Annotated in this window: 15 protein-coding genes; 10 read left to right on the forward strand and 5 right to left on the reverse strand. The window is 71.8% G+C overall.

The features are described 5' to 3' along the window. Positions 1–79: 79 nt before the first annotated feature. The 3 genes from katG to ACGFIB_RS17455 form a co-directional block, all read right to left on the reverse strand. The gene (katG, locus tag ACGFIB_RS17445; protein WP_393372871.1) at positions 80–2,311 is read right to left on the reverse strand and encodes a catalase/peroxidase HPI; all 2,232 of its coding nucleotides are present in this window, start codon (positions 2,309–2,311) and stop codon (positions 80–82) included. Positions 2,312–2,344: 33 nt separating this feature from the next. Then, a complete protein-coding gene (locus ACGFIB_RS17450; protein ID WP_142576285.1) occupies positions 2,345–2,782 on the reverse strand; it encodes a Fur family transcriptional regulator in 438 nt (145 codons plus the stop codon). Between the two features lie 183 nt (positions 2,783–2,965). Then, positions 2,966–3,565 carry a hypothetical protein gene (locus ACGFIB_RS17455; protein ID WP_393372874.1) on the reverse strand — a complete coding sequence of 200 codons (600 nt, stop codon included), beginning with the start codon at positions 3,563–3,565 and terminating at the stop codon, positions 2,966–2,968. Between the two features lie 431 nt (positions 3,566–3,996). Between ACGFIB_RS17455 and ACGFIB_RS17460 the strand changes: the two genes are divergently transcribed. The 5 genes from ACGFIB_RS17460 to ACGFIB_RS17480 all read left to right on the forward strand — a co-directional run bounded on the left by ACGFIB_RS17460 (position 3,997) and on the right by ACGFIB_RS17480 (position 8,618). After that, positions 3,997–4,299, forward strand: coding sequence for a hypothetical protein (locus ACGFIB_RS17460; RefSeq protein WP_357246895.1), 303 nt, complete (start codon positions 3,997–3,999; stop codon positions 4,297–4,299). A gap of 39 nt (positions 4,300–4,338) precedes the next feature. Then, positions 4,339–5,706 (forward strand): cytochrome ubiquinol oxidase subunit I, encoded by a 1,368-nt coding sequence (locus ACGFIB_RS17465; protein WP_393372879.1) that lies wholly within the window; start codon positions 4,339–4,341, stop codon positions 5,704–5,706. Next, entirely contained in the window at positions 5,706–6,719 is a 1,014-nt protein-coding gene (locus ACGFIB_RS17470) for a cytochrome d ubiquinol oxidase subunit II (protein WP_393372882.1), read from the forward strand. The genes ACGFIB_RS17465 and ACGFIB_RS17470 overlap by 1 nt, the downstream gene beginning before the upstream one ends. A 69-nt stretch (positions 6,720–6,788) precedes the next feature. Next, positions 6,789–8,204: an MFS transporter gene (locus ACGFIB_RS17475; RefSeq protein WP_393372885.1), complete on the forward strand. Its 1,416-nt coding sequence runs from the start codon at positions 6,789–6,791 to the stop codon at positions 8,202–8,204. A gap of 24 nt (positions 8,205–8,228) precedes the next feature. Next, complete coding sequence (locus ACGFIB_RS17480) at positions 8,229–8,618, forward strand: MmcQ/YjbR family DNA-binding protein (protein WP_393372888.1); 390 nt, start codon at positions 8,229–8,231, stop codon at positions 8,616–8,618. Between the two features lie 12 nt (positions 8,619–8,630). On the opposite strand, the gene ACGFIB_RS17485 is transcribed toward ACGFIB_RS17480, so the two are convergent. Together ACGFIB_RS17485 and ACGFIB_RS17490 are read right to left on the reverse strand one after the other, a co-directional pair. Further along, positions 8,631–10,007: an MFS transporter gene (locus ACGFIB_RS17485; RefSeq protein ID WP_393372891.1), complete on the reverse strand. Its 1,377-nt coding sequence runs from the start codon at positions 10,005–10,007 to the stop codon at positions 8,631–8,633. A 41-nt stretch (positions 10,008–10,048) separates the two neighbouring features. Then, positions 10,049–10,714 carry a GntR family transcriptional regulator gene (locus ACGFIB_RS17490; protein WP_142574060.1) on the reverse strand — a complete coding sequence of 222 codons (666 nt, stop codon included), beginning with the start codon at positions 10,712–10,714 and terminating at the stop codon, positions 10,049–10,051. Positions 10,715–11,038: 324 nt separating this feature from the next. Between ACGFIB_RS17490 and ACGFIB_RS17495 the strand changes: the two genes are divergently transcribed. The 5 genes from ACGFIB_RS17495 to ACGFIB_RS17515 all read left to right on the forward strand — a co-directional run bounded on the left by ACGFIB_RS17495 (position 11,039) and on the right by ACGFIB_RS17515 (position 17,710). Beyond that, on the forward strand, positions 11,039–12,331 hold the full coding sequence (locus tag ACGFIB_RS17495) for a dicarboxylate/amino acid:cation symporter (protein ID WP_393372896.1): 1,293 nt from the start codon (positions 11,039–11,041) through the stop codon (positions 12,329–12,331). A 211-nt stretch (positions 12,332–12,542) separates the two neighbouring features. Then, positions 12,543–14,180: a M1 family metallopeptidase gene (locus ACGFIB_RS17500; protein WP_393372899.1), complete on the forward strand. Its 1,638-nt coding sequence runs from the start codon at positions 12,543–12,545 to the stop codon at positions 14,178–14,180. A 102-nt stretch (positions 14,181–14,282) separates the two neighbouring features. Beyond that, positions 14,283–15,038, forward strand: coding sequence for a two-component system response regulator CseB (gene cseB / locus ACGFIB_RS17505; RefSeq protein WP_393372901.1), 756 nt, complete (start codon positions 14,283–14,285; stop codon positions 15,036–15,038). Position 15,039: 1 nt separating this feature from the next. Next, positions 15,040–16,425 carry a sensor histidine kinase gene (locus ACGFIB_RS17510; RefSeq protein ID WP_393372904.1) on the forward strand — a complete coding sequence of 462 codons (1,386 nt, stop codon included), beginning with the start codon at positions 15,040–15,042 and terminating at the stop codon, positions 16,423–16,425. A 241-nt stretch (positions 16,426–16,666) separates the two neighbouring features. After that, positions 16,667–17,710, forward strand: coding sequence for a D-alanyl-D-alanine carboxypeptidase family protein (locus ACGFIB_RS17515; RefSeq protein ID WP_393372907.1), 1,044 nt, complete (start codon positions 16,667–16,669; stop codon positions 17,708–17,710). Positions 17,711–17,728 lie beyond the last annotated feature (18 nt).

Consider the following 17,728-nt stretch of genomic DNA (forward strand, 5'->3'; position numbering starts at 1 on the left):
GGCGAGAACATCGTCTGGGTCCTGAAACGACGAACGTCCGGGCCGGCCCGTGGGGGCCGGCCCGGACGTCATGTCAGGCTCAGACCAGGTCGTACCGGTCGAGGTTCATCACCTTGTCCCACGCCCGGACGAAGTCCTTCACGAACTTCTCCTTGGCGTCGTCGCTCGCGTAGACCTCCGCGACCGCGCGCAGCTCGGAGTTCGCCCCGAAGACGAGGTCGGCCCGGGTGCCGGTCCACTTGACCTCGCCCGTGGCGGGGTCGCGCCCCTCGAACGTGGTCTGGTCCTCCGACGTCGACTTCCACTCCGTGCCCAGGTCGAGCAGGTTGACGAAGAAGTCGTTGGTCAGGACCCCGGGGGTCTCGGTGAAGACACCGAGCTTCGACTGCTGGTGGTTGGCGTCCAGAACGCGCAGGCCACCGATGAGGACCGTCATCTCCGGAGCGCTGAGGTTCAGGAGGTTCGCCCGGTCGACCAGCAGATATTCGGCCGGCAGCCGGTTGCCCTTCCCGTAGTAGTTGCGGAACCCGTCGGCCGCCGGCTCCATCGCGGCGAACGACTCGACGTCCGTCTGCTCCTGCGACGCGTCCACGCGTCCCGGAGCGAAGGGGACCGTGACGTCGTAACCGGCGTCCGCGGCGGCCTTCTCGACGGCGGCGCACCCGGCGAGCACGATCACGTCGGCGAGGGAGACCTGCTTGCCACCGGTCTGGGCGGCGTTGAACGACTGCTGGACGCCCTCCAGGGTGCGCAGCACGGTCGCGAGCTGCTCGGGGTCGTTGACCTCCCAGCCGCTCTGCGGCTGCAGGCGGATGCGCGCGCCGTTGGCGCCGCCGCGCTTGTCGCTGCCGCGGAAGGACGCGGCCGACGCCCACGCGGTGGACACGAGCTGGGAGACCGACAGGCCCGAGGCGAGGATCTGGCCCTTGAGGTCGGCGATGTCACCGGCGTCGACGAGCTCGTACGTCCGCTCCGGGAGCGGGTCCTGCCACAGGAGCACCTCGGACGGGACCTCCGGGCCGAGGTAGCGGACGACCGGGCCCATGTCGCGGTGGGTCAGCTTGTACCAGGCGCGGGCGAACGCGTCCGCGAACTCGTCGGGGTTCTCGTAGAAGCGCCGCGAGATCTGGCCGTAGATCGGGTCCACCTTGAGCGCGATGTCGGTCGTCAGCATGGCCGGTGCGTGACGCTTCGACGGGTCGTGGGCGTCGGGAACGGAGCCCTCGCCGGCGCCGTTCTTCGGCTTCCACTGCCACGCGCCGGCCGGGCTCTTGGTCAGCTCCCACTCGTAGCCGAACAGGTTCCAGAAGAAGTTGGTGGACCACTTCGTGGGCGTCGAGGTCCAGGTGACCTCGATACCGCTGGTGATCGTGTCGGCGCCCTTGCCGGTGCCGTAGCTGTTCTTCCAGCCCAGGCCCTGCTGCTCGATCGGGGCGGCCTCGGGGTCGACACCGACGTTGTCGGCCGGGCCCGCGCCGTGGGTCTTGCCGAAGGTGTGCCCACCGGCGATGAGGGCGACCGTCTCCTCGTCGTTCATCGCCATGCGGCCGAACGTCTCACGGATGTCGCGGGCCGCGGCGAGCGGGTCCGGGTTGCCGTTCGGGCCCTCCGGGTTGACGTAGATGAGGCCCATCTGGACCGCGGCGAGCGGGTTCTCCAGCTCACGGTCGCCGCTGTAGCGCTCGTCACCGAGCCAGGTGGTCTCCGGGCCCCAGTAGACGTCGTCGTCGGGCTCCCAGGCGTCCACCCGGCCGCCGGCGAAGCCGAAGGTCTTGAAGCCCATCGTCTCCAGGGCGACGTTGCCGGTGAGGACCAGGAGGTCGGCCCACGAGATCTGCTTGCCGTACTTCTTCTTGATCGGCCACAGCAGCCGGCGGGCCTTGTCGAGGTTCGCGTTGTCCGGCCAGCTGTTGAGCGGGGCGAAGCGCTGCTGGCCCGATCCCGCGCCGCCGCGGCCGTCGCTGATCCGGTAGGTGCCCGCGGAGTGCCACGCCATCCGGATCATGAGCGGCCCGTAGTTGCCGAAGTCGGCCGGCCACCAGTCCTGCGAGGTCGTCAGCACCTCCGCGATGTCCCGCTTGACCGCCGCGAGGTCGAGGGACGTGAACGCCTCGGCGTAGTCGAAGCCCTCATCGAGGGGGTTGGCCACGGCGGGGTTCTTGGCGAGGATCTTCAGGTTGAGGCGCTCCGGCCACCACTGGTGGTTGGCGCTGCCCTGGGTCGGGTGCGGGGCGCGCGTGTGCGCGACCGGGCAGCCGCCTTCGCCCTCCGTCTTCGGGTCGACAACGATTGCGTCGTGGTTCTCAGTCAAGGCAATCCTTCTGAACTAGCTGGATCATGGGGCTCACGAAGTGCGAAGGGTGGAACAGCCGGGGCACACGCCCCAGTAGATGACGTCGGCCTCGTCGATCATGAAGCCGTGTGTCTCGGACGCGGAAAGGCACGGCGCCTCGCCGACCGCACAGTCGACGTCGGCGACGACACCACACGACCGGCACACGACGTGGTGGTGGTTGTCGCCGACGCGGCCCTCGAACCGCGCCGGGCTGCCGGCCGGTTCGATGCGACGTACGAGCCCCGCCGCGGTGAGCGCGTGGAGAGCCTCGTACACGGCCTGTAGAGAGACGTGGCCCACGCGATCGCGCACCCCGGCGGCGATCGCCTCGACGTCGAGGTGGTCACCGCTGCGGACGGTCTCGAGCAGTGCGACGCGGGCGGCCGTCACCCGCAGGCCGGCCCCGCGCAGCTCCTCGGCGGTCGTCGGAGTCCTGGGCGCGATCATGGCGCTAACAATATCGCCCTAAACACGAAGAGTTCAAGAGAGCGAATTACCCAAATATTAGGGTCTCTAAGGTGATGTACGTCTCATTACGGCACGCGCGCCGTGCGAGCGGTGCCGGGAGCGTCACGGACATGCCGGCGCCCACCCCCGGGGGCAGGGGGTGGGCGCCGGGAGCCGGATGGGTTACTTGAGGATCGGGTAGCGGCGGACGAGTGGGGTGGCGGCCCATTGGGTGCCGAGTCCGAGGGTGGTGCCGGCGCCGGTGAGGGCGAGTCCGATCAGGACGATGGCGTAGATGATGTGTTCGTCCATGAAGGGGTTGGTGGTCAGGGGCAGCTCGGCGGCCCACATCATGAGCAGGAGCAGTCCTGCGGTGGTGGCGGCGATGCGCATGCCCACGCCGAGGATGAGGGCGGTGCCGATTGCGGCGAGGCCGGTCATGAACAGCCAGTCGACCCAGGGCTGGCCGGCGAGGGTGGTGAACAGGCCGCCGAAGGTGTGGTCGGCGGTGCCCTTGAGGAAGCCGGCGGTGGGGCTGCCGCCGTTGGTCCAGGCCTTGGCGGCGGGGGTGGCCAGGCCCCAGCCGAACAGCTTGTCCAGGAAGGCCCACAGGAACACCCAGCCGATGGCGATGCGGGCGGCGGCCCACACGTAGCGGACCGGGCCGGCGGTGGTGGCGGGGATCGTGTCGCCGTGGGTGCGGGGGGCGGGGACGGTGACGGCGGTGGGAGCGGCGTCGTGGAGGCGGTGGTTCCTCTGGTTGCGCTCTTGGGTGGTGGCCATGACCGGCCCCTTTCAACGTTCTTGCTCTCTTGGTGACGTCTCAAGGAAACCGCGATCACCGGGTGTGCCACAGGAGCCGTACGGCACGCTCCGGCCGTCCCGAAGTCCCGTGATCGCGGGACCTTCGGCCCAACCGGTTCCCCGGCTGAGGAATGCCGGCGGAACGGGTGACGCGGGACCCGTACGGAAAGGTCCATGGGCCCTGCCCGGCCGGTCCGGCAGCCGGGCACCGTTGGACGAGTCCGGCGGTGCGACCGGGTTCAAGGCGCTCTGGAGGATCGACGCGCAGTGGGCGGGCATGGCGCGGTGCCTCAAACGCCGGTAGAGCCTTTCGTCGGCTTGCGCAAAGGCCGGTCGCGGCGCTGCCTTCCAGAGCACGCGCGGGGGTACCTACGCACCAGTCCGTGGTTTCCGAGGAGGGGAATCCTCCCATGAGCACAATGACCGAGCACCATCAGCACACGGAACACGATCACCGGCACGGCGCCGGGTGCGGCCATGTCGCGGTGCCGCACGGCGACCACGTGGACTACGTCCACGACGGCCACCTGCACCGGGTGCACGAGAACCATGTCGACGAGTGCGAGGCGAGCGGGCACGCCGTGCACGACGTGCACGACCACGAGCACGGGCCGGAGTGCGGGCACGTGGCCGTGCCGCACGGCGACCACGTCGACTACATCCACGACGGGCACCGTCACGTCCGCCACGACGGTCATTGGGATGACCACTGACCTCAGCCCCAGCCGGGGTCTGCCGGCGGGGAGCGGACGATGCGACCGGCGCTCGCGGCGCCGCTGATCGCCGCGACCGGCCCGGCGGGCGGGGCCGACCTGGTCGCGGCGCGGACCCAGATGGCCCTGTCCCTGGGCTGGCACATCATCGTCGCGTGCCTGGGGGTGGGCATGCCCGCCCTCCTGCTGTTCACCGAGTGGCGGGGGCTGCGCCGAGGCGACGACGACTACCTGCGCCTCGCCCGGCGCTGGGCGAAGGCGGTGGCCGTCCTGTTCGCCGTCGGGGCCGTGTCGGGCACGATTCTCAGCTTCGAGATGGGCCTGCTGTGGCCGGGCCTGATGGGCGCGTACGGCCAGGTGATCGGGCTTCCGTTCGCGCTGGAGGGCATCGCGTTCTTCCTTGAGGCGATCTTCATCGGGATCTACCTCTACGCGTGGGACCGGCTCTCGCCCAGGGCCCATCTGCTGAGCGGGGTGCCGGTGATGGTCGCCGGTGTGGCCTCGGCGTTCTTCGTCGTCTCGGCCAACGCGTGGATGAACCAGCCGCGCGGTTTCGTCCTCCAGGGCGGCCGCGTCACCCACGTGTCGCCCTGGGCGGCCATGTTCAACCCCGCCACTCCGCCGCAGACCATCCACATGATCGTCGCGGCGTTCATGGTGTCGGGCTTCGCCACCGCCTCGGTCTACGCCGTGGCGCTGCTGCGCGGGCGGCGGGACCGCTACCACCGCCTCGGTTTCCTGGTGCCCTTCACCGTCGCGGGGGCGCTGGCGCCCGTCCAGATCCTGGTGGGCGACTACGCCGCGCGTTTCCTCGCCCGCTACCAGCCCACCAAGCTCGCCGCCATGGAAGGACTGACCAGGACCGGCCCGCACGCGCCGCTGAGCGTCGGCGGGATCTTCGTGGACGGCCGTCTGCGCCACGCATTCGAGATCCCCAACGGACTGTCGCTGCTGGTGGGCTACAGCCCGGACACCGTCGTGCAGGGGCTGGACCGCACGCCGCCCGCCGACCGGCCGCCCGTCACGCCGGTCCACCTGTGCTTCGACGCGATGGTCGGCATCGGCGTCCTGCTCGTGCTGCTGGCGGTCTGGCTCGCCTTCAGCTGGTGGCGCCGGCGCGAGATCCCGCGCTCCCGCCTGTTCCTGTGGCCGGCGGCCGCCTCCGGCGTGCTCGCCGCCGTCGCCGTCGAGGCGGGCTGGGTGGTGACCGAGGTCGGCCGTCAGCCGTGGGTCGTGTACGGCAGGCTGCGCACCGCGGACGCGGTCAACCCCGCGCCCCATCTGTGGGCGGGACTGCTGCTGCTGGTCGCCGTCTACACGGTCCTCACGGTGTCGACGGTGTACGTGCTGCGGCTCATGGCCCGCGCCCGGCCGGTGGCCGCGCCGCAGGAACGGGAGACGGCCTGATGGAGGCGGCGCAGGTCCTGCTCGGGGTCATGTGGGCCGGCCTGACCCTGTACGCGCTGCTCGGCGGCGCCGACTTCGGCGGCGGCCTGTGGGACCTGCTGGCCGGGGGCAGCCGGGCGGGCCTGCCCCAGCGGCGCCTCGTCGAGCACTCGATCGGCCCGGTCTGGGAGGCCAACCACGTCTGGCTGATCTTCGTGCTCGTGGTGTTGTGGACCGGTTTCCCGCCGGTCTTCGCGGCGGTGATGTCCACGCTCTACATCCCGCTCACGCTTGCCGCGTTCGGGATCATCGGCAGGGGAGCCGCGTTCGCGTTCCGCAAGAGCAGCACCGAGCTGTGGCAGCAGCGCCTGTTCGGCGCGGCCTTCGCGCTGTCGTCGGTGCTCACGCCGTTCTTCCTCGGCACGGTGGCCGGGGCCGTCGCGTCCGGCCGGGTGCCGCCCGGCCTGGCCAGGGGAGGCCTGGTGGGCGCGTGGGTCAACCCGACCTCGATGCTGGGCGGCGTCCTGGCGGTGGCCGTCTGCGCCTGCCTGGCCGCGGTCTACCTGTGCGACGACGCCGTGCGCTCCCGCCTGCCCGGAATGGCCGAGGTCTTCCGGCGCAGGGCGCTGGCCGCGGCCGCGGTCACCGGTGTGGTCGCCCTGGGCGGCATCGGGGTGCTGCGCGCCGACGCCCCCCGGCTCTTCACCGGCCTCACCCACCGCGCGCTGCCGCTCGTGCTGGCGAGCGCCGTGCTCGGCGTCGTCTCCATCGTGCTGCTGTGGCTGCGGCGCTACCTGCTCGTCCGCGGCACCGCGGCCCTGGCCGTGGCCGCCGTGATGTGGGGGTGGCCGATGGCGCAGTATCCGCTCATGCTGCCGCCGGCGGTGTCCTTCCGGCAGGCGGCGGCGGAACCGGCGGTGATCACGGCGGTCCTCGCCGTCGCCGGGGCGGGCGCGCTGCTGGTGCTGCCGTCGATCGCGTGGCTGCTCGCCGTCCAGCACCGCCTGCCGTTCGAGCGGGGCGGCCCCAGCTGAGCCGTGCCGACGGCGGGCGCCAGGGGCCGTCCCGACCTGCGGAGATAGGCTGGGCGAAGGGGTCGGAGAATGCGTGATCTGTTGCGGGAGTCGCGCCGCCCCCACCGCGTGCGCGAGCACCCGTACGCCCCCTGGTTCGCCGTGGGCGCGGTGTGCATCGGCGCGTTCATGGGACAGCTGGACGCGAGCATCGTCACCCTGGCGTTCCCGGCGCTGGAGCGGGAGTTCGGCGCCTCGCTGGCGGCCGTTCAGTGGGTGTCCCTGGGCTACCTGCTGGTGCTGGTCGCGTTGCTGGCCGGGGCCGGCAGGCTCGCCGACGTGGCGGGCCGCAAGCTGGTCTACCTCTACGGCTTCGTCGTGTTCACGGTCGCCTCGGCCGCCTGCGGACTGGCGCCGTCTCTGGCGGTGCTGGTGGCCTGCCGGCTGGTGCAGGCGGCGGGCGCGGCGATGCTCCAGGCCAACAGCGTGGCCCTGGTCGTGTCGAGCGTCCCCCGGGCGCGGATGCGGGCCGGCCTCGGCATGCAGGCGGCGGCCCAGGCGCTCGGCCTGGCCCTGGGGCCGGCCCTCGGCGGAGTGCTCGTCGCCACGGCGGGATGGCGCTGGGTGTTCTGGATCAACGTGCCGGTCGGCTGCGCGGCCGTGGTCGCCGGGCGTTACCTGCTGCCGCGCACACGGCAGCGGGGGAGGGGCGGCCGGTTCGACTGGCAGGGGCTGATCCTGCTCGCGGCCTCCACCAGCGCCCTGCTGCTCGCCGCCTCCGTGATCTCGGGCCTGGAGCTGCCGTCCTGGTCGGTCCCCGTCCTGCTCGCCGTCGCCGCCGGCGCCGCGATCGGCTTCTGGCGGTGGGAGGCGCGGGCGCCGTCCGCGCTCATCGACACCGTCCTGCTCCGCGACCGGGTCGTCGCGGCGGGGCTCGCCGGAGCGCTGGGCGGCTACCTGGTGCTGTTCGGCCCGCTGGTGTCGATCCCGCAGGTCCTCGTGGCCGGTGGGACCGGCGAACTCGTCGCCGGCCTGGTCCTGACGGCCCTGCCCGGGGGCTTCGCGGCGAGCGCCCTCATAGGCGACCGTCTGCTGCCCCGGGCCTGGGGCGACCGGCGCAGGTGCGTCGTCGGCGCCGTGGCGGCGGCCGCCGGCTGCGCGCTGCTGGCCGCGGATCCCGCCGCCGAAGGCTGGGCCGTGGCCGGCCTGACGCTGACGGGCGCGGGGCTCGGCCTGTTCGTGCCCGCCAACAACACCGTTGTCATGGCCGCCGTCCCCGAACGGCTGTCCGCCACGGCCGGCGGCATGGTCAACATGGCGCGGGGCATCGGCACGGCGCTCGGCATCGCCGCGGTGACCCTGGCCCTGCACCTCGCGGGGGGCTCCCACGCGGCGGGCGCCCACGCCGCCCCGGCCGTCCTGGCGGCCGTGGCGCTGCTGGCCGCCCTCACCGCTTCGGGCAGGGTGGTGCGGCCGGGGGCCGGCCCCTACCCTGGTCGCTCATGACGAGCGTGCGAAGGGGCGATCCCCGTGAGCGATGAGGATGTGGCCGCTCTGCTCCGGGAGATCTGCCTCGGCCTGCCGGAGGCCGTGGAGAAGCCGTTCGGGGGCCATACCGCGCCCTCCTACCGGGTCGGCGACAGGTTGTTCGCGATGACCGGTGAGGATGGGCGGTCGCTGACGTTCAAGGCCGGGCCGGGGGTGCAGAACGCCCTCGTGGCCTCCGACCCGGAGCGTTTCTTCGTCCCGCCGTACGTCGGCCGCAACGGCTGGGTGGGCGCGCGCCTGGACGTCGGGCAGGACTGGGACGAGATCGCCGGGCTGATCGAGGACAGCTACCGGTTGATCGCGCCGAAACGGCTGGTCCGGCTCCTCGACGAACGACCGGCTATTCGGCCGGCGCCTCACAGCGGCGGGTAGCTCCAGTGGTCGTCATCGCGCCGGGGCCGGGGGCTGGGTGACGCGGGCGCCGGTCACGACGAGGCCCAGGCAGACCAGGGCCGCGGCCGCCACCGCCGCCAGCATGACGGGGTAGGAGAGCCACGACGACAAGGTGGCCAGCACGGTGGGGAGCAGGAAGCCCGCGTAGGCGAGCATGTAGTAGATGCCGGTCAGGCCGGCCAGGTCGTCGGGGCCGGCCATGCGCTGGATCTCCAGCAGCCCGGAGACCACCGCGATGCCGTAACCGGCGCCCAGGACGGCCGCGGTGACGGCCGCGAGCCACGGCGACAGCAGCACCGCGTTTGCCGCGCACAGCGCCGCGCCGAGGAGCATCACCGCCATCGCCGCCATCGGAGCCCGTCCCGTACGGGTTCCCGCCTCGCCCTTGCCGGCCTCGCCGTTTCTCGCTTCACGGTTTCCCGCATCATGGTTTTCCCTATCACCGTGCAGCCACCTGGCCACCGGCTGCACGGCCGCGCCCGTGCCCAGGGCCAGCACGGTCAGCCCGGTCGCGTACGCCGGCCCCCAGTCCCCGACGCGGAAGCCCACCAGCTGGGGCATGACCGCGTACGCCAGTCCGGCCGCGCCGAACACCCACGGCGCCATCGGCAGGACCACGAGCCGGAACCGCCTGCGGGCCGGCGCGGGGACACGCAGGTCGTCGACCAGCGCCGTGAGGAGCTGCCGGACCGAACCCGACGCGTGCGCGAGCGGCGGCCGCGTCTCCGGCACCCGCAGGAGCAGCACGGGTATCGCCACGGTGATGAGGAGGTGGACGGCGTACGGGCTCACCATGGGCCACGGCCCCCACTGGGCCAGCACGCCCGCGACACCCGCGCCGAGACCGAATCCCGCCGTCTGGAACAGGGAGGAGCGGCGGGCGGCGAGCCCGCCGCCGGCCCCGCCCGACAGCTCCTTCACCCAGCTGCTGCCCACCGACATGGCGATGCCGACCGCGAAGCCGGTGATCAGCCGTCCCGCGTAGATGGGCCAGGCGCTCTGGCCGCCGAAGCTGAGCACCAGGCTCGCGACGGCCGAGGCGGCGGTGCCGGCCACCAGCACGGGACGTCGCCCGCGCCGGTCGGAGACGGGCCCGGCGAGCAGGAGCCCCGGCACGAGTCCGACGACGTACGCGCCGAGGAAGGCGTCGACGCTGAGCGTGGAGTAGCCGCCCAACCGGCGGTACATCAGCAGCAGCGGGGTGAACTGGTTGCCGCCCCAGCCGCAGGCGAACATCGCCGCGGCGACGGTCCGCCAGGAGTCCGGCCGGAGTGCTTGGGCGGGAGCGCGGGCAGATGCGTGGGCAGATGCGGTGGCAGGCGAGGGGGCGGCCTGCCGGGGTTCCGGCATCCGCTGGGTTCGGGGCATGGAAAAGTCAGACCTTCACGAGAAGTGTGCGTGAGACGCGGTCAGCGGTCGTCGCGGCCGGCGGCGTAGGGCGAGCCGTGCGTCGCGGTGAGATGACCGAGCAGGGCCGAGGCGAAGGCCGCGCTGTCGCCGTCGAGGAGGTGGCGGAGGAGGGCCTCGTGCTCGTCGGCGAGCAGGGACAGCCGCTCCGGCCGCGGGCGCAGCGCGGTGATGCTCATCCGCCGCTGCCGGTCGCCGAGCGTGGCGTAGAACCGGCCGGCCAGCCGGTTTCCCGACGCTTCGACGATGCACCGGTGAAACGCCTCGTCCGCGTCGGCGAACCGGCCGATGTCCGCCGCCTCGGCGAGGGCCCGCTGACGCCGCAGCAGTTCCCGCATCCTCTCGTGGTGATCGCCGCGCAGGCCGATTCGCGCGATGCGCTCCGCCGCGGACCGCTCAAGGGCCAGCCGCAACTCCAGGACGTCCGCGGCCTCTCCCGGCGGCACCGGCACCACCACCGCACCGCGCTTGGGGTGCAGCGCCAGCAGTTCCTCCGACTCCAGCCGCAGGAACGCCTCCCGGACGGGCGTTCTGCTCACGCGTACGCGTTCGGCGATCTCGCCCTCGCTGATGAGGCTCCCGCCGGGCAGTTCGCCGGACAGGATCAGCTCCTTGGTCACGGCGTACGCGGTGTGGGCGGCGGACGGGCGCTTCGCGGGATCGGCCATGCGAGGAGCGTAGCAGCCATGGATACAAGCTTGTATCTATGGGTCGTCACGGCGCGCCGGGGCGCCGCCCGCCCTGACTGGAGGCTTTTCTCGCGCAGGGGAACGTGATACAGATCACAGAGGAAGCGGAATTTTCAGTCGGTTGAGGAGGCTTTGTCGCGGTATGAGGTTCTTCCCGGTGATCGTGTGGCTCGTTGAGCGGCTGCACGTCGACCTGTGCCGCGTGAGCAGTCGTCTCTGTCCCTGAGCGCAGTCACCACTCCCTTCCCCCTCACCTCGCATGCCGCCTCGGCGTCAGCATGCCCTTCTGCCGGAGTCTCGTACGTGAAGAAACTCTCCTTTTCCCTGCAGTTGCTCCTCGGTCTGGTGATAGGCGTCGCTCTCGGGTTCGTCGCCCGCGCCGGTGACGTCACCTGGCTCACCGCCACCCTCACCGAAGTAGGCAAGATCTTCGTCCAGCTCCTCAAGCTCGCGGTCGCGCCGCTGGTCTTCACCGCGGTCGTCGTCAGCGTGGCCAACCTCCGGAACGTCGGCGGCGCCGCCAGGCTCGCGGGTAAGACGTTGCTGTGGTTCCTGATCACCTCGCTGATCGCGGTGGCCTTCGGCATCGGCCTCGGCCTGATTCTCAATCCCGGCCAGGGCGTCACCATCTCCACCGCGGGGGCCAAGGCCCCGGAGAATGCGGGTACCTGGCTGGACTTCCTGACCGGCATCATCCCGACCAACATCGTCACCGCCTTCACCGAGCTCAACGTCCTCCAGATCGTCTTCCTGGGGGTCGTCCTCGGCGCCGCCGCCCTGGCGGTCGGCGACAAGGCCGAGCCGTTCCTCGACTTCAGCCGGTCCATCCTCGACCTGGTGCAGAAGGCTCTGTGGTGGGTCATCAGGCTGGCCCCGATCGGCACCGCGGGTCTGATCGGCAAGTCGGTGGCCAGCTACGGCTGGGACCTGCTCGCCCCGCTCGCGAAGCTCAGCGCGGGTGTGTACATCGGCTGCCTGCTGGTGCTCCTGGTGAGCTACCCGGTGCTGCTCGCCTTCGTCGGCAAGGTCAGCCCGCTCACCTTCTACCGAAAGGCCTGGCCCGCGATCGAGCTGGCCTTCGTCTCCCGCTCCTCGGTCGGGACCATGCCGCTCACCCAGCGGGTCACCACCGAGCGCCTGGGCGTGGACCGCGGCTACGCCGCCTTCGCGGTGCCGTTCGGAGCGACCACCAAGATGGACGGCTGCGCCGCCATCTACCCCGCGCTCGCGGCGATCTTCGTGGCCCAGGTGTTCGGCGTTCACCTCGGTGTGGGCCACTACCTGCTGATCGCGTTCGTCTCCGTGGTCGGCTCGGCCGCGACCGCCGGTCTGACCGGCGCGATCGTGATGCTCACCCTGACCCTGAGCACGCTGGGCCTGCCCCTGGAGGGCGTCGGGCTGCTCCTGGCGATCGACCCGATCCTCGACATGATCCGTACCGCGACCAACGTCACGGGGCAGATGGTGGTGCCCGTCCTGGTCGCCCGTTCCGAGGCCCGTCTCGACGAGGCGGTCTTCAACGCTCCGCCGCAGCCTCTGGACGAGGCTCCCGTCGTGGTCCGCCCCGCGAAGGGTACCGAACCCGCCCTCGCCTGAGCCTCCGTCCCGTCCGCCGGTGGCGACGGCCTCGCCCGCGACTCCCGGTCGTGGGCGAGGACCGTCCGCCCGCCGGCGGCGGGCGGCATCGCGCGGTGATACACGCCTGAGCGGCAGCGGATACACGGTCCAGACGGCGTCGACACATACCCCACCCAGCATGGGCACAGTGCGCGAACCGGCGCACCTTCTCCTCTGAGGTGGTTGATCGATGTCCTCTGCCCGCGTACCCGGCCTGCGACCGCGGCCCGGCACAGACAGCACGCAATCTCGCGAGCCGCAGCCGTCGGGCCCGCAGCCCCGGCCACGTCGGCGCCGCACGCGGGGATCGCTCACCGCGCTGGCCACGACGGGCGCGCTGGCGCTGGCGCTGTCCGCGTGCGGCGCGGTGGCCCGAGCCGGTGACACCGCCGCGACCGGCAGGAGCGACGTCCACGCCGGTGCGTCCGCGTCCGCCGCGGGCACGCCCCGGCCCGGCGCCCACAGTGCCGGCGACCCGCTCTTCACCTACCTCGGCAACGGCGGGTACGACGTCGTCTCCTACGACGTCCGGTACGACTACCGGGCCGGCACCACGAAGATGAACTCCTCCGTGCGCATCACGGCCACGGCGAAACAGGCTCTGTCCAGCTTCAGCCTGGATTCGAAGGTGGATCGCGTCGGCTCGGTCTCCGTGCAGGGCAAGCGGGCCGCGTTCAAGGCGTCCGGCGAGAAACTCGTGATCACGCCGCGGCGTGCTCTGCGCGAAGGCGCGTCCTTCCGCGTCGACGTCTCCTACCGGGTCGATCGCAGCGACGACCCGCGGTCGCCCTCCTATCCGCCCGGGGCGCACTACCTGCAGGCCTGGGTCGAGAAGGACGACGGCTTCGCGGTCATGGGTCAGCCGGACCGCGCCCACATGTTCTTCCCCGGCAACGACCACCCCAGCGACAAGGCCCGCTTCACCTTCCGCGTCACCACGCCCAAGAACCTTCAGGCGGTGGCGAGCGGGACACTGCGGTCGCGCAGGACGACCGGGGGCCGCACCACGTACACCTACACCACCCGCGATCCCATCCCGACCGACGTCGCCCAGGTCGCCGTCGGCCGCTTCACGAAGGTGACGGCGCGTGGGCCGCACGGCCTGCCGATCCGCAGCTACGTCGCGACGGACAGCTACAAGGCGGCGAAGCCCCGGGTGGATGACATCCCCGAGCAGGTCGCCTGGGTGGAGAAGGAGATCGGCCGCAGGTATCCCTTCGAGACCTACGGGGTGCTGGGGGTGCCGGGCGGCTACGACGGCGTCGCTCTGGAATCCGCGACGCTCTCCACGTTCAGCGCCGAGGGACTGGCGAGCCCGGCCGCGGACATCGCACCGACCATGATCCACGAGTTGGTCCACCAGTACTTCGGTGACGCCGTCTCGGTGCGCAACTGGAACGACATGTGGATCAGCGAGGGCCACGCCGACTACTACCAGCTGCTCTATTCGGTGGACAAGGGGTATCGGAAGCTCGACGACGTCCTGAAGCAGCGCTACCAGTTCGAGTTCGACAAGCGGCTCGAATCCGGGCCCCCCGCGCGGCTCAAGACGGCGCAGGACGTGCTGACCGGCGGGAACAACGGGGGCCTGCTGATGCTCGCGGGTCTGCGGCACCAGGTCGGCGACTCCGTCTTCAAGAAGATCGAGCAGACGTTCTACGACCGATACCTGGGCAGGTCCGCGACCACCCGGGACTACATCGACGTGGCCAACCGGGTCAGCGGGCGCGACCTCACCTCCTACATCGAAGGCTGGCTCTACGGGGCCAAGGTCCCCCCGATGCCGGGCCACCCGGACTGGAAGCCCGCGAAGGCCCCGGCCTCCTGACGCTTCCCTCCACCGTCACGCCGTCAGAGGAGGGGAGCACCGGATGTGTCCTTATAAGCTCACAACCACGCCATTCGCCGCTTTTAGGGAGATATTTCGGGTTTGGATGTCAGAAGCGGGCCGCAGAGCCGGGTCACCGTACTGCTCGTCGAGGACGACGAGGTGATCCGCAAGACGGTCGGGATGGCCCTGGAGCGCTACGGCTACGAGGTGTCCACGGCCGGCGACGGCCTGACCGGCCTGGAGCTCTTCCGGGAGGGGCGGCATGACCTGCTGTTGCTCGATGTGATGCTGCCCGGCCTGGACGGCATCGGCCTGTGCCGCAGGGTCAGGGAGACCAGCCTGATCCCGATCCTGATGATGTCGGCGCGCGGCGACTCGCTGGATGTGGTGTCGGGCCTGGAGGCGGGGGCGGACGACTACGTCGTCAAGCCGGTCGACACCGGCGTGCTGGTGGCCCGGATCCGCTCGCTGCTGCGCCGGGCCACGTTCGCCCCCGATCGCGAGCCCGCTTCCGAGCCCGCTTCCGAGCACGGGCCGGACGATTCCCCGCAGCCCGCATCCGGGGGGACGGGCGACCTCGTCTTCGGCGACCTGACCATCGACACGCAGGGCCTTGAGGCGCGCCTGGCCGGCGAGCCGGTCGCGCTCGCCCCCACCGAGCTCCGGCTGCTGCTGGAGTTCGCGGCTCATCCGGGGATCGTGCTGGACCGGCAGACGCTGCTGCGCAACGTCTGGGACTACGGCTGGGACGGTGACAGCCGCGTCGTGGACCTGTGCGTGCAGCGGCTGCGCAAAAAAATCGGGGCCGACCGGATCGAGACCGTCCGCGGTTTCGGCTACAAGCTGCGGCGCTGACGTGAGCACCGAGCCCGCCGAGTCCCGCCGTACGACGCGGGTCCGGCGGCGGACGCCGCCGGACCCCCTGCACCCGCCGGACGCCCTGCATCCGCCGGACCCCCTGCACCCGCCGGACCCCCTGCATCCGCGGCGCACCCGGGCGCCGCTGAATCCCCTGTCGGCACTGGACCCCCGATCGCTGCGATGGAAGATCGCCGCGCTGGCGGCCGCGGCGTCCTGCGCGGTCGCCGTGGCGGTCGGGGTGCTGGTGCACACGACGACGTACGACTGGTCGCTCAATGTGGGCAGGGCCACTGCGCTCCAGGCCCTCATGAGCAAGGCGACCGGCGCCGGCGGCGGGGACGTGTCAGGCTCCGCCTCCGAGGACCCGGCCGCGCTCCCGCCGGAACTGCTGCGGCAGGTGGCAGCGGGGAAGACCGTCACCTGGTACGACGACACCAAACCCGACGAGCCATGGATGTGGGCGGCCGTCCGCGACAACGGTCGCGTGCTGGCCGTCAAGATGGACATGGGTGCCGAGCGGCGCAGCCTTCAGGCGCTCGACCGGCACATCGTCATGGCCACGCTGGCCGCTCTCGCGATCGTGATGCCCCTCGCGGCGCTGGTCGCCGAACTGTCGAACCGGCGCCTGCGGCGCGTGGCGGGAACGGTCCGGCGCATCGCGGGCGGAGACCTCGACGCCAGGATCGGGGCGGGGGGCCGGACCCGCGATGAGATCGGTGAGATCTCGGCGGCCGTCGACTCGATGGCGAGCGCCCTGCAGGAGCGACTGCTCGCCGAGCAGCGCTTCACCGCGGATGTGGCCCACGAGCTGCGTACCCCGCTGATGGGTCTGATCACCTCGGCGGAGTTGCTCCCGGAGGGAGAGGTCACCGAGCTGGTACGCGACCGGGTCGGGGTGCTGCGCGCGCTCGTCGAGGACCTGCTGGAGATCTCCCGCCTGGACGCGGGGGCCGAGCGGGCCGATCACGTGCCGGTGCCGCTGGGCGGGGTCGTCGAGGAGTCCGTGCGCCGGACCGGGCTGCCCGCCCGGGTGGAGGTGACCGCTCATCCCATGGCCGACACCGACCCGCGCCGTCTCGACCGGATCATCGCCAACCTGGTCGCCAACGCGCACCGCCACGGGCGGCCCCCGGTCGAGGTGAGCGTGCGCGGCACGACGATCGTCGTGCGCGACCATGGGCCCGGGTTCCCCGACACGCTGCTGGCAGAAGGGCCGCGGCGTTTCCGTACGGGCGCGAAGGAACGCGGCAAGGGTCACGGCCTGGGCCTGACCATCGCCCTCGGGCAGGCACAGGTGATCGGCGCCGCCCTCGACTTCGCCAACGCTCCGGACGGCGGCGCGGTCGCCACCGTCCGCCTCGAAGCCGGCGCCCGCGACTGACACCCGGGCACCCGGGCAACCCGGGCACCCGGGGCTCGGTGCCCGCCGGAAGGCCACCGGCGGGCACCAGCGGGCATCGGCGGGCATCGGCGCGGAGCCGAGGAGCCGATACGCGGCGGATACACAGCCGCGCGAGTTTCGAGCGACCGCTGACGCACCGTGGCGGTAGCACGGAAATTCGCCCGGCCCAGGGTGGGTGACGTGCGCAAACGGCGCACCGACCACCCCGGAGGTGCCTTTCATGCCCCCAGCCCGCCTGTCCGCCGTTCCCGCCGGAGAGCGGCCGGACGACCGCCCGGCCCTGCCGCTCCGCCGCCGTCGCACCCTCCGCCTCGCGGCCTCGATGTGTGCCGTCATCCTCGTCGTCGCCGCCGTTCGCGGCTGCTTCGGATCTCCTGCGGGCGGCGAGAACACGACAGACGGGGGCCTCGCGGCCGGAATGGCGCTGCCCTGGCCGCAGGACGGCCAGACGAGCGTCGCGGTCGAAGGTCTCGGCGATCTCGGCAGCAAGGGGGAGCAGGAGCCCGTGCCGATCGCGAGCGTCACCAAGGTGATGACCGCCTACGTGATCCTCGGCGAGCATCCGCTGAAGGGAGCCGCCACCGGGCCGGTCATCGAGGTCGACAGGCAGGCCGCGGACGAGTCGTTGTCCCTTGAGGAGTCGAGCGCGCCGGTCAGGGAAGGCCAGAGGTTCACCGAACGTCAGATGCTCGAATTGATGCTGATCCCCTCGGGCAACAACATCGCCCGCCTGCTCGCCCGCTGGGACGCCGGAACGCAGGAGGCGTTCGTGGCGAAGATGAACCGGGCCGCCGCCGGTCTCGGCATGACCCACACCACCTACACCGGCGCCAGCGGCATCGAGCCGACGACCGTGAGCACCGCCGTGGACCAGTTGAGGCTGGCCCGGCAGGTGATGAAGGACCCGGTGCTCCGCTCGATCGTCGCCAAGCCCAGGGTCACGATCCCCGGGATTCCCGGCGCGATCGTCAACACCAACACACTGCTGGGCAGATCGGGCGTGATCGGCCTCAAGACCGGTTCCACCACGCCGGCCGGCGGCGCCCTGATGTGGGCGGCCGAGGCGGCCGCCGCCGGCCGTACGTGGCTGATCCTCGGCGTCGTCCTGCACCAGCGCGCCGGCTCGCCCCCCGCGACCGGCCTGCAGGCCGCCCTCGACCGCAGCCGGATACTGATCGACGCGGTCCGTGAGTCGCTTGATTCGGTGGTCGCGGCACAGTCCTTCGAGCGCCGCCCGGTCGTTCACCCCCAGAGCCTGTCCTGATGGGGACGAGCAGGTGGA

Origin of the sequence: Microbispora bryophytorum, assembly GCF_043197435.1 — a bacterium.
Lineage (GTDB): Bacteria > Actinomycetota > Actinomycetes > Streptosporangiales > Streptosporangiaceae > Microbispora > Microbispora bryophytorum.

Excerpts from the sequence above, each read along its gene's own strand:
- ACGFIB_RS17450 (WP_142576285.1), bottom strand. The coding sequence starts at position 2,782 with ATGATCGCGCCCAGGACTCCGACGACCGCCGAGGAGCTGCGCGGGGCC.
- ACGFIB_RS17455 (WP_393372874.1), bottom strand. The coding sequence starts at position 3,565 with ATGGCCACCACCCAAGAGCGCAACCAGAGGAACCACCGCCTCCACGAC.
- ACGFIB_RS17460 (WP_357246895.1), top strand. The coding sequence starts at position 3,997 with ATGAGCACAATGACCGAGCACCATCAGCACACGGAACACGATCACCGG.
- ACGFIB_RS17465 (WP_393372879.1), top strand. The coding sequence starts at position 4,339 with ATGCGACCGGCGCTCGCGGCGCCGCTGATCGCCGCGACCGGCCCGGCG.
- ACGFIB_RS17470 (WP_393372882.1), top strand. The coding sequence starts at position 5,706 with ATGGAGGCGGCGCAGGTCCTGCTCGGGGTCATGTGGGCCGGCCTGACC.
- ACGFIB_RS17475 (WP_393372885.1), top strand. The coding sequence starts at position 6,789 with ATGCGTGATCTGTTGCGGGAGTCGCGCCGCCCCCACCGCGTGCGCGAG.
- ACGFIB_RS17485 (WP_393372891.1), bottom strand. The coding sequence starts at position 10,007 with ATGCCCCGAACCCAGCGGATGCCGGAACCCCGGCAGGCCGCCCCCTCG.
- ACGFIB_RS17490 (WP_142574060.1), bottom strand. The coding sequence starts at position 10,714 with ATGGCCGATCCCGCGAAGCGCCCGTCCGCCGCCCACACCGCGTACGCC.
- ACGFIB_RS17500 (WP_393372899.1), top strand. The coding sequence starts at position 12,543 with ATGTCCTCTGCCCGCGTACCCGGCCTGCGACCGCGGCCCGGCACAGAC.
- ACGFIB_RS17515 (WP_393372907.1), top strand. The coding sequence starts at position 16,667 with ATGCCCCCAGCCCGCCTGTCCGCCGTTCCCGCCGGAGAGCGGCCGGAC.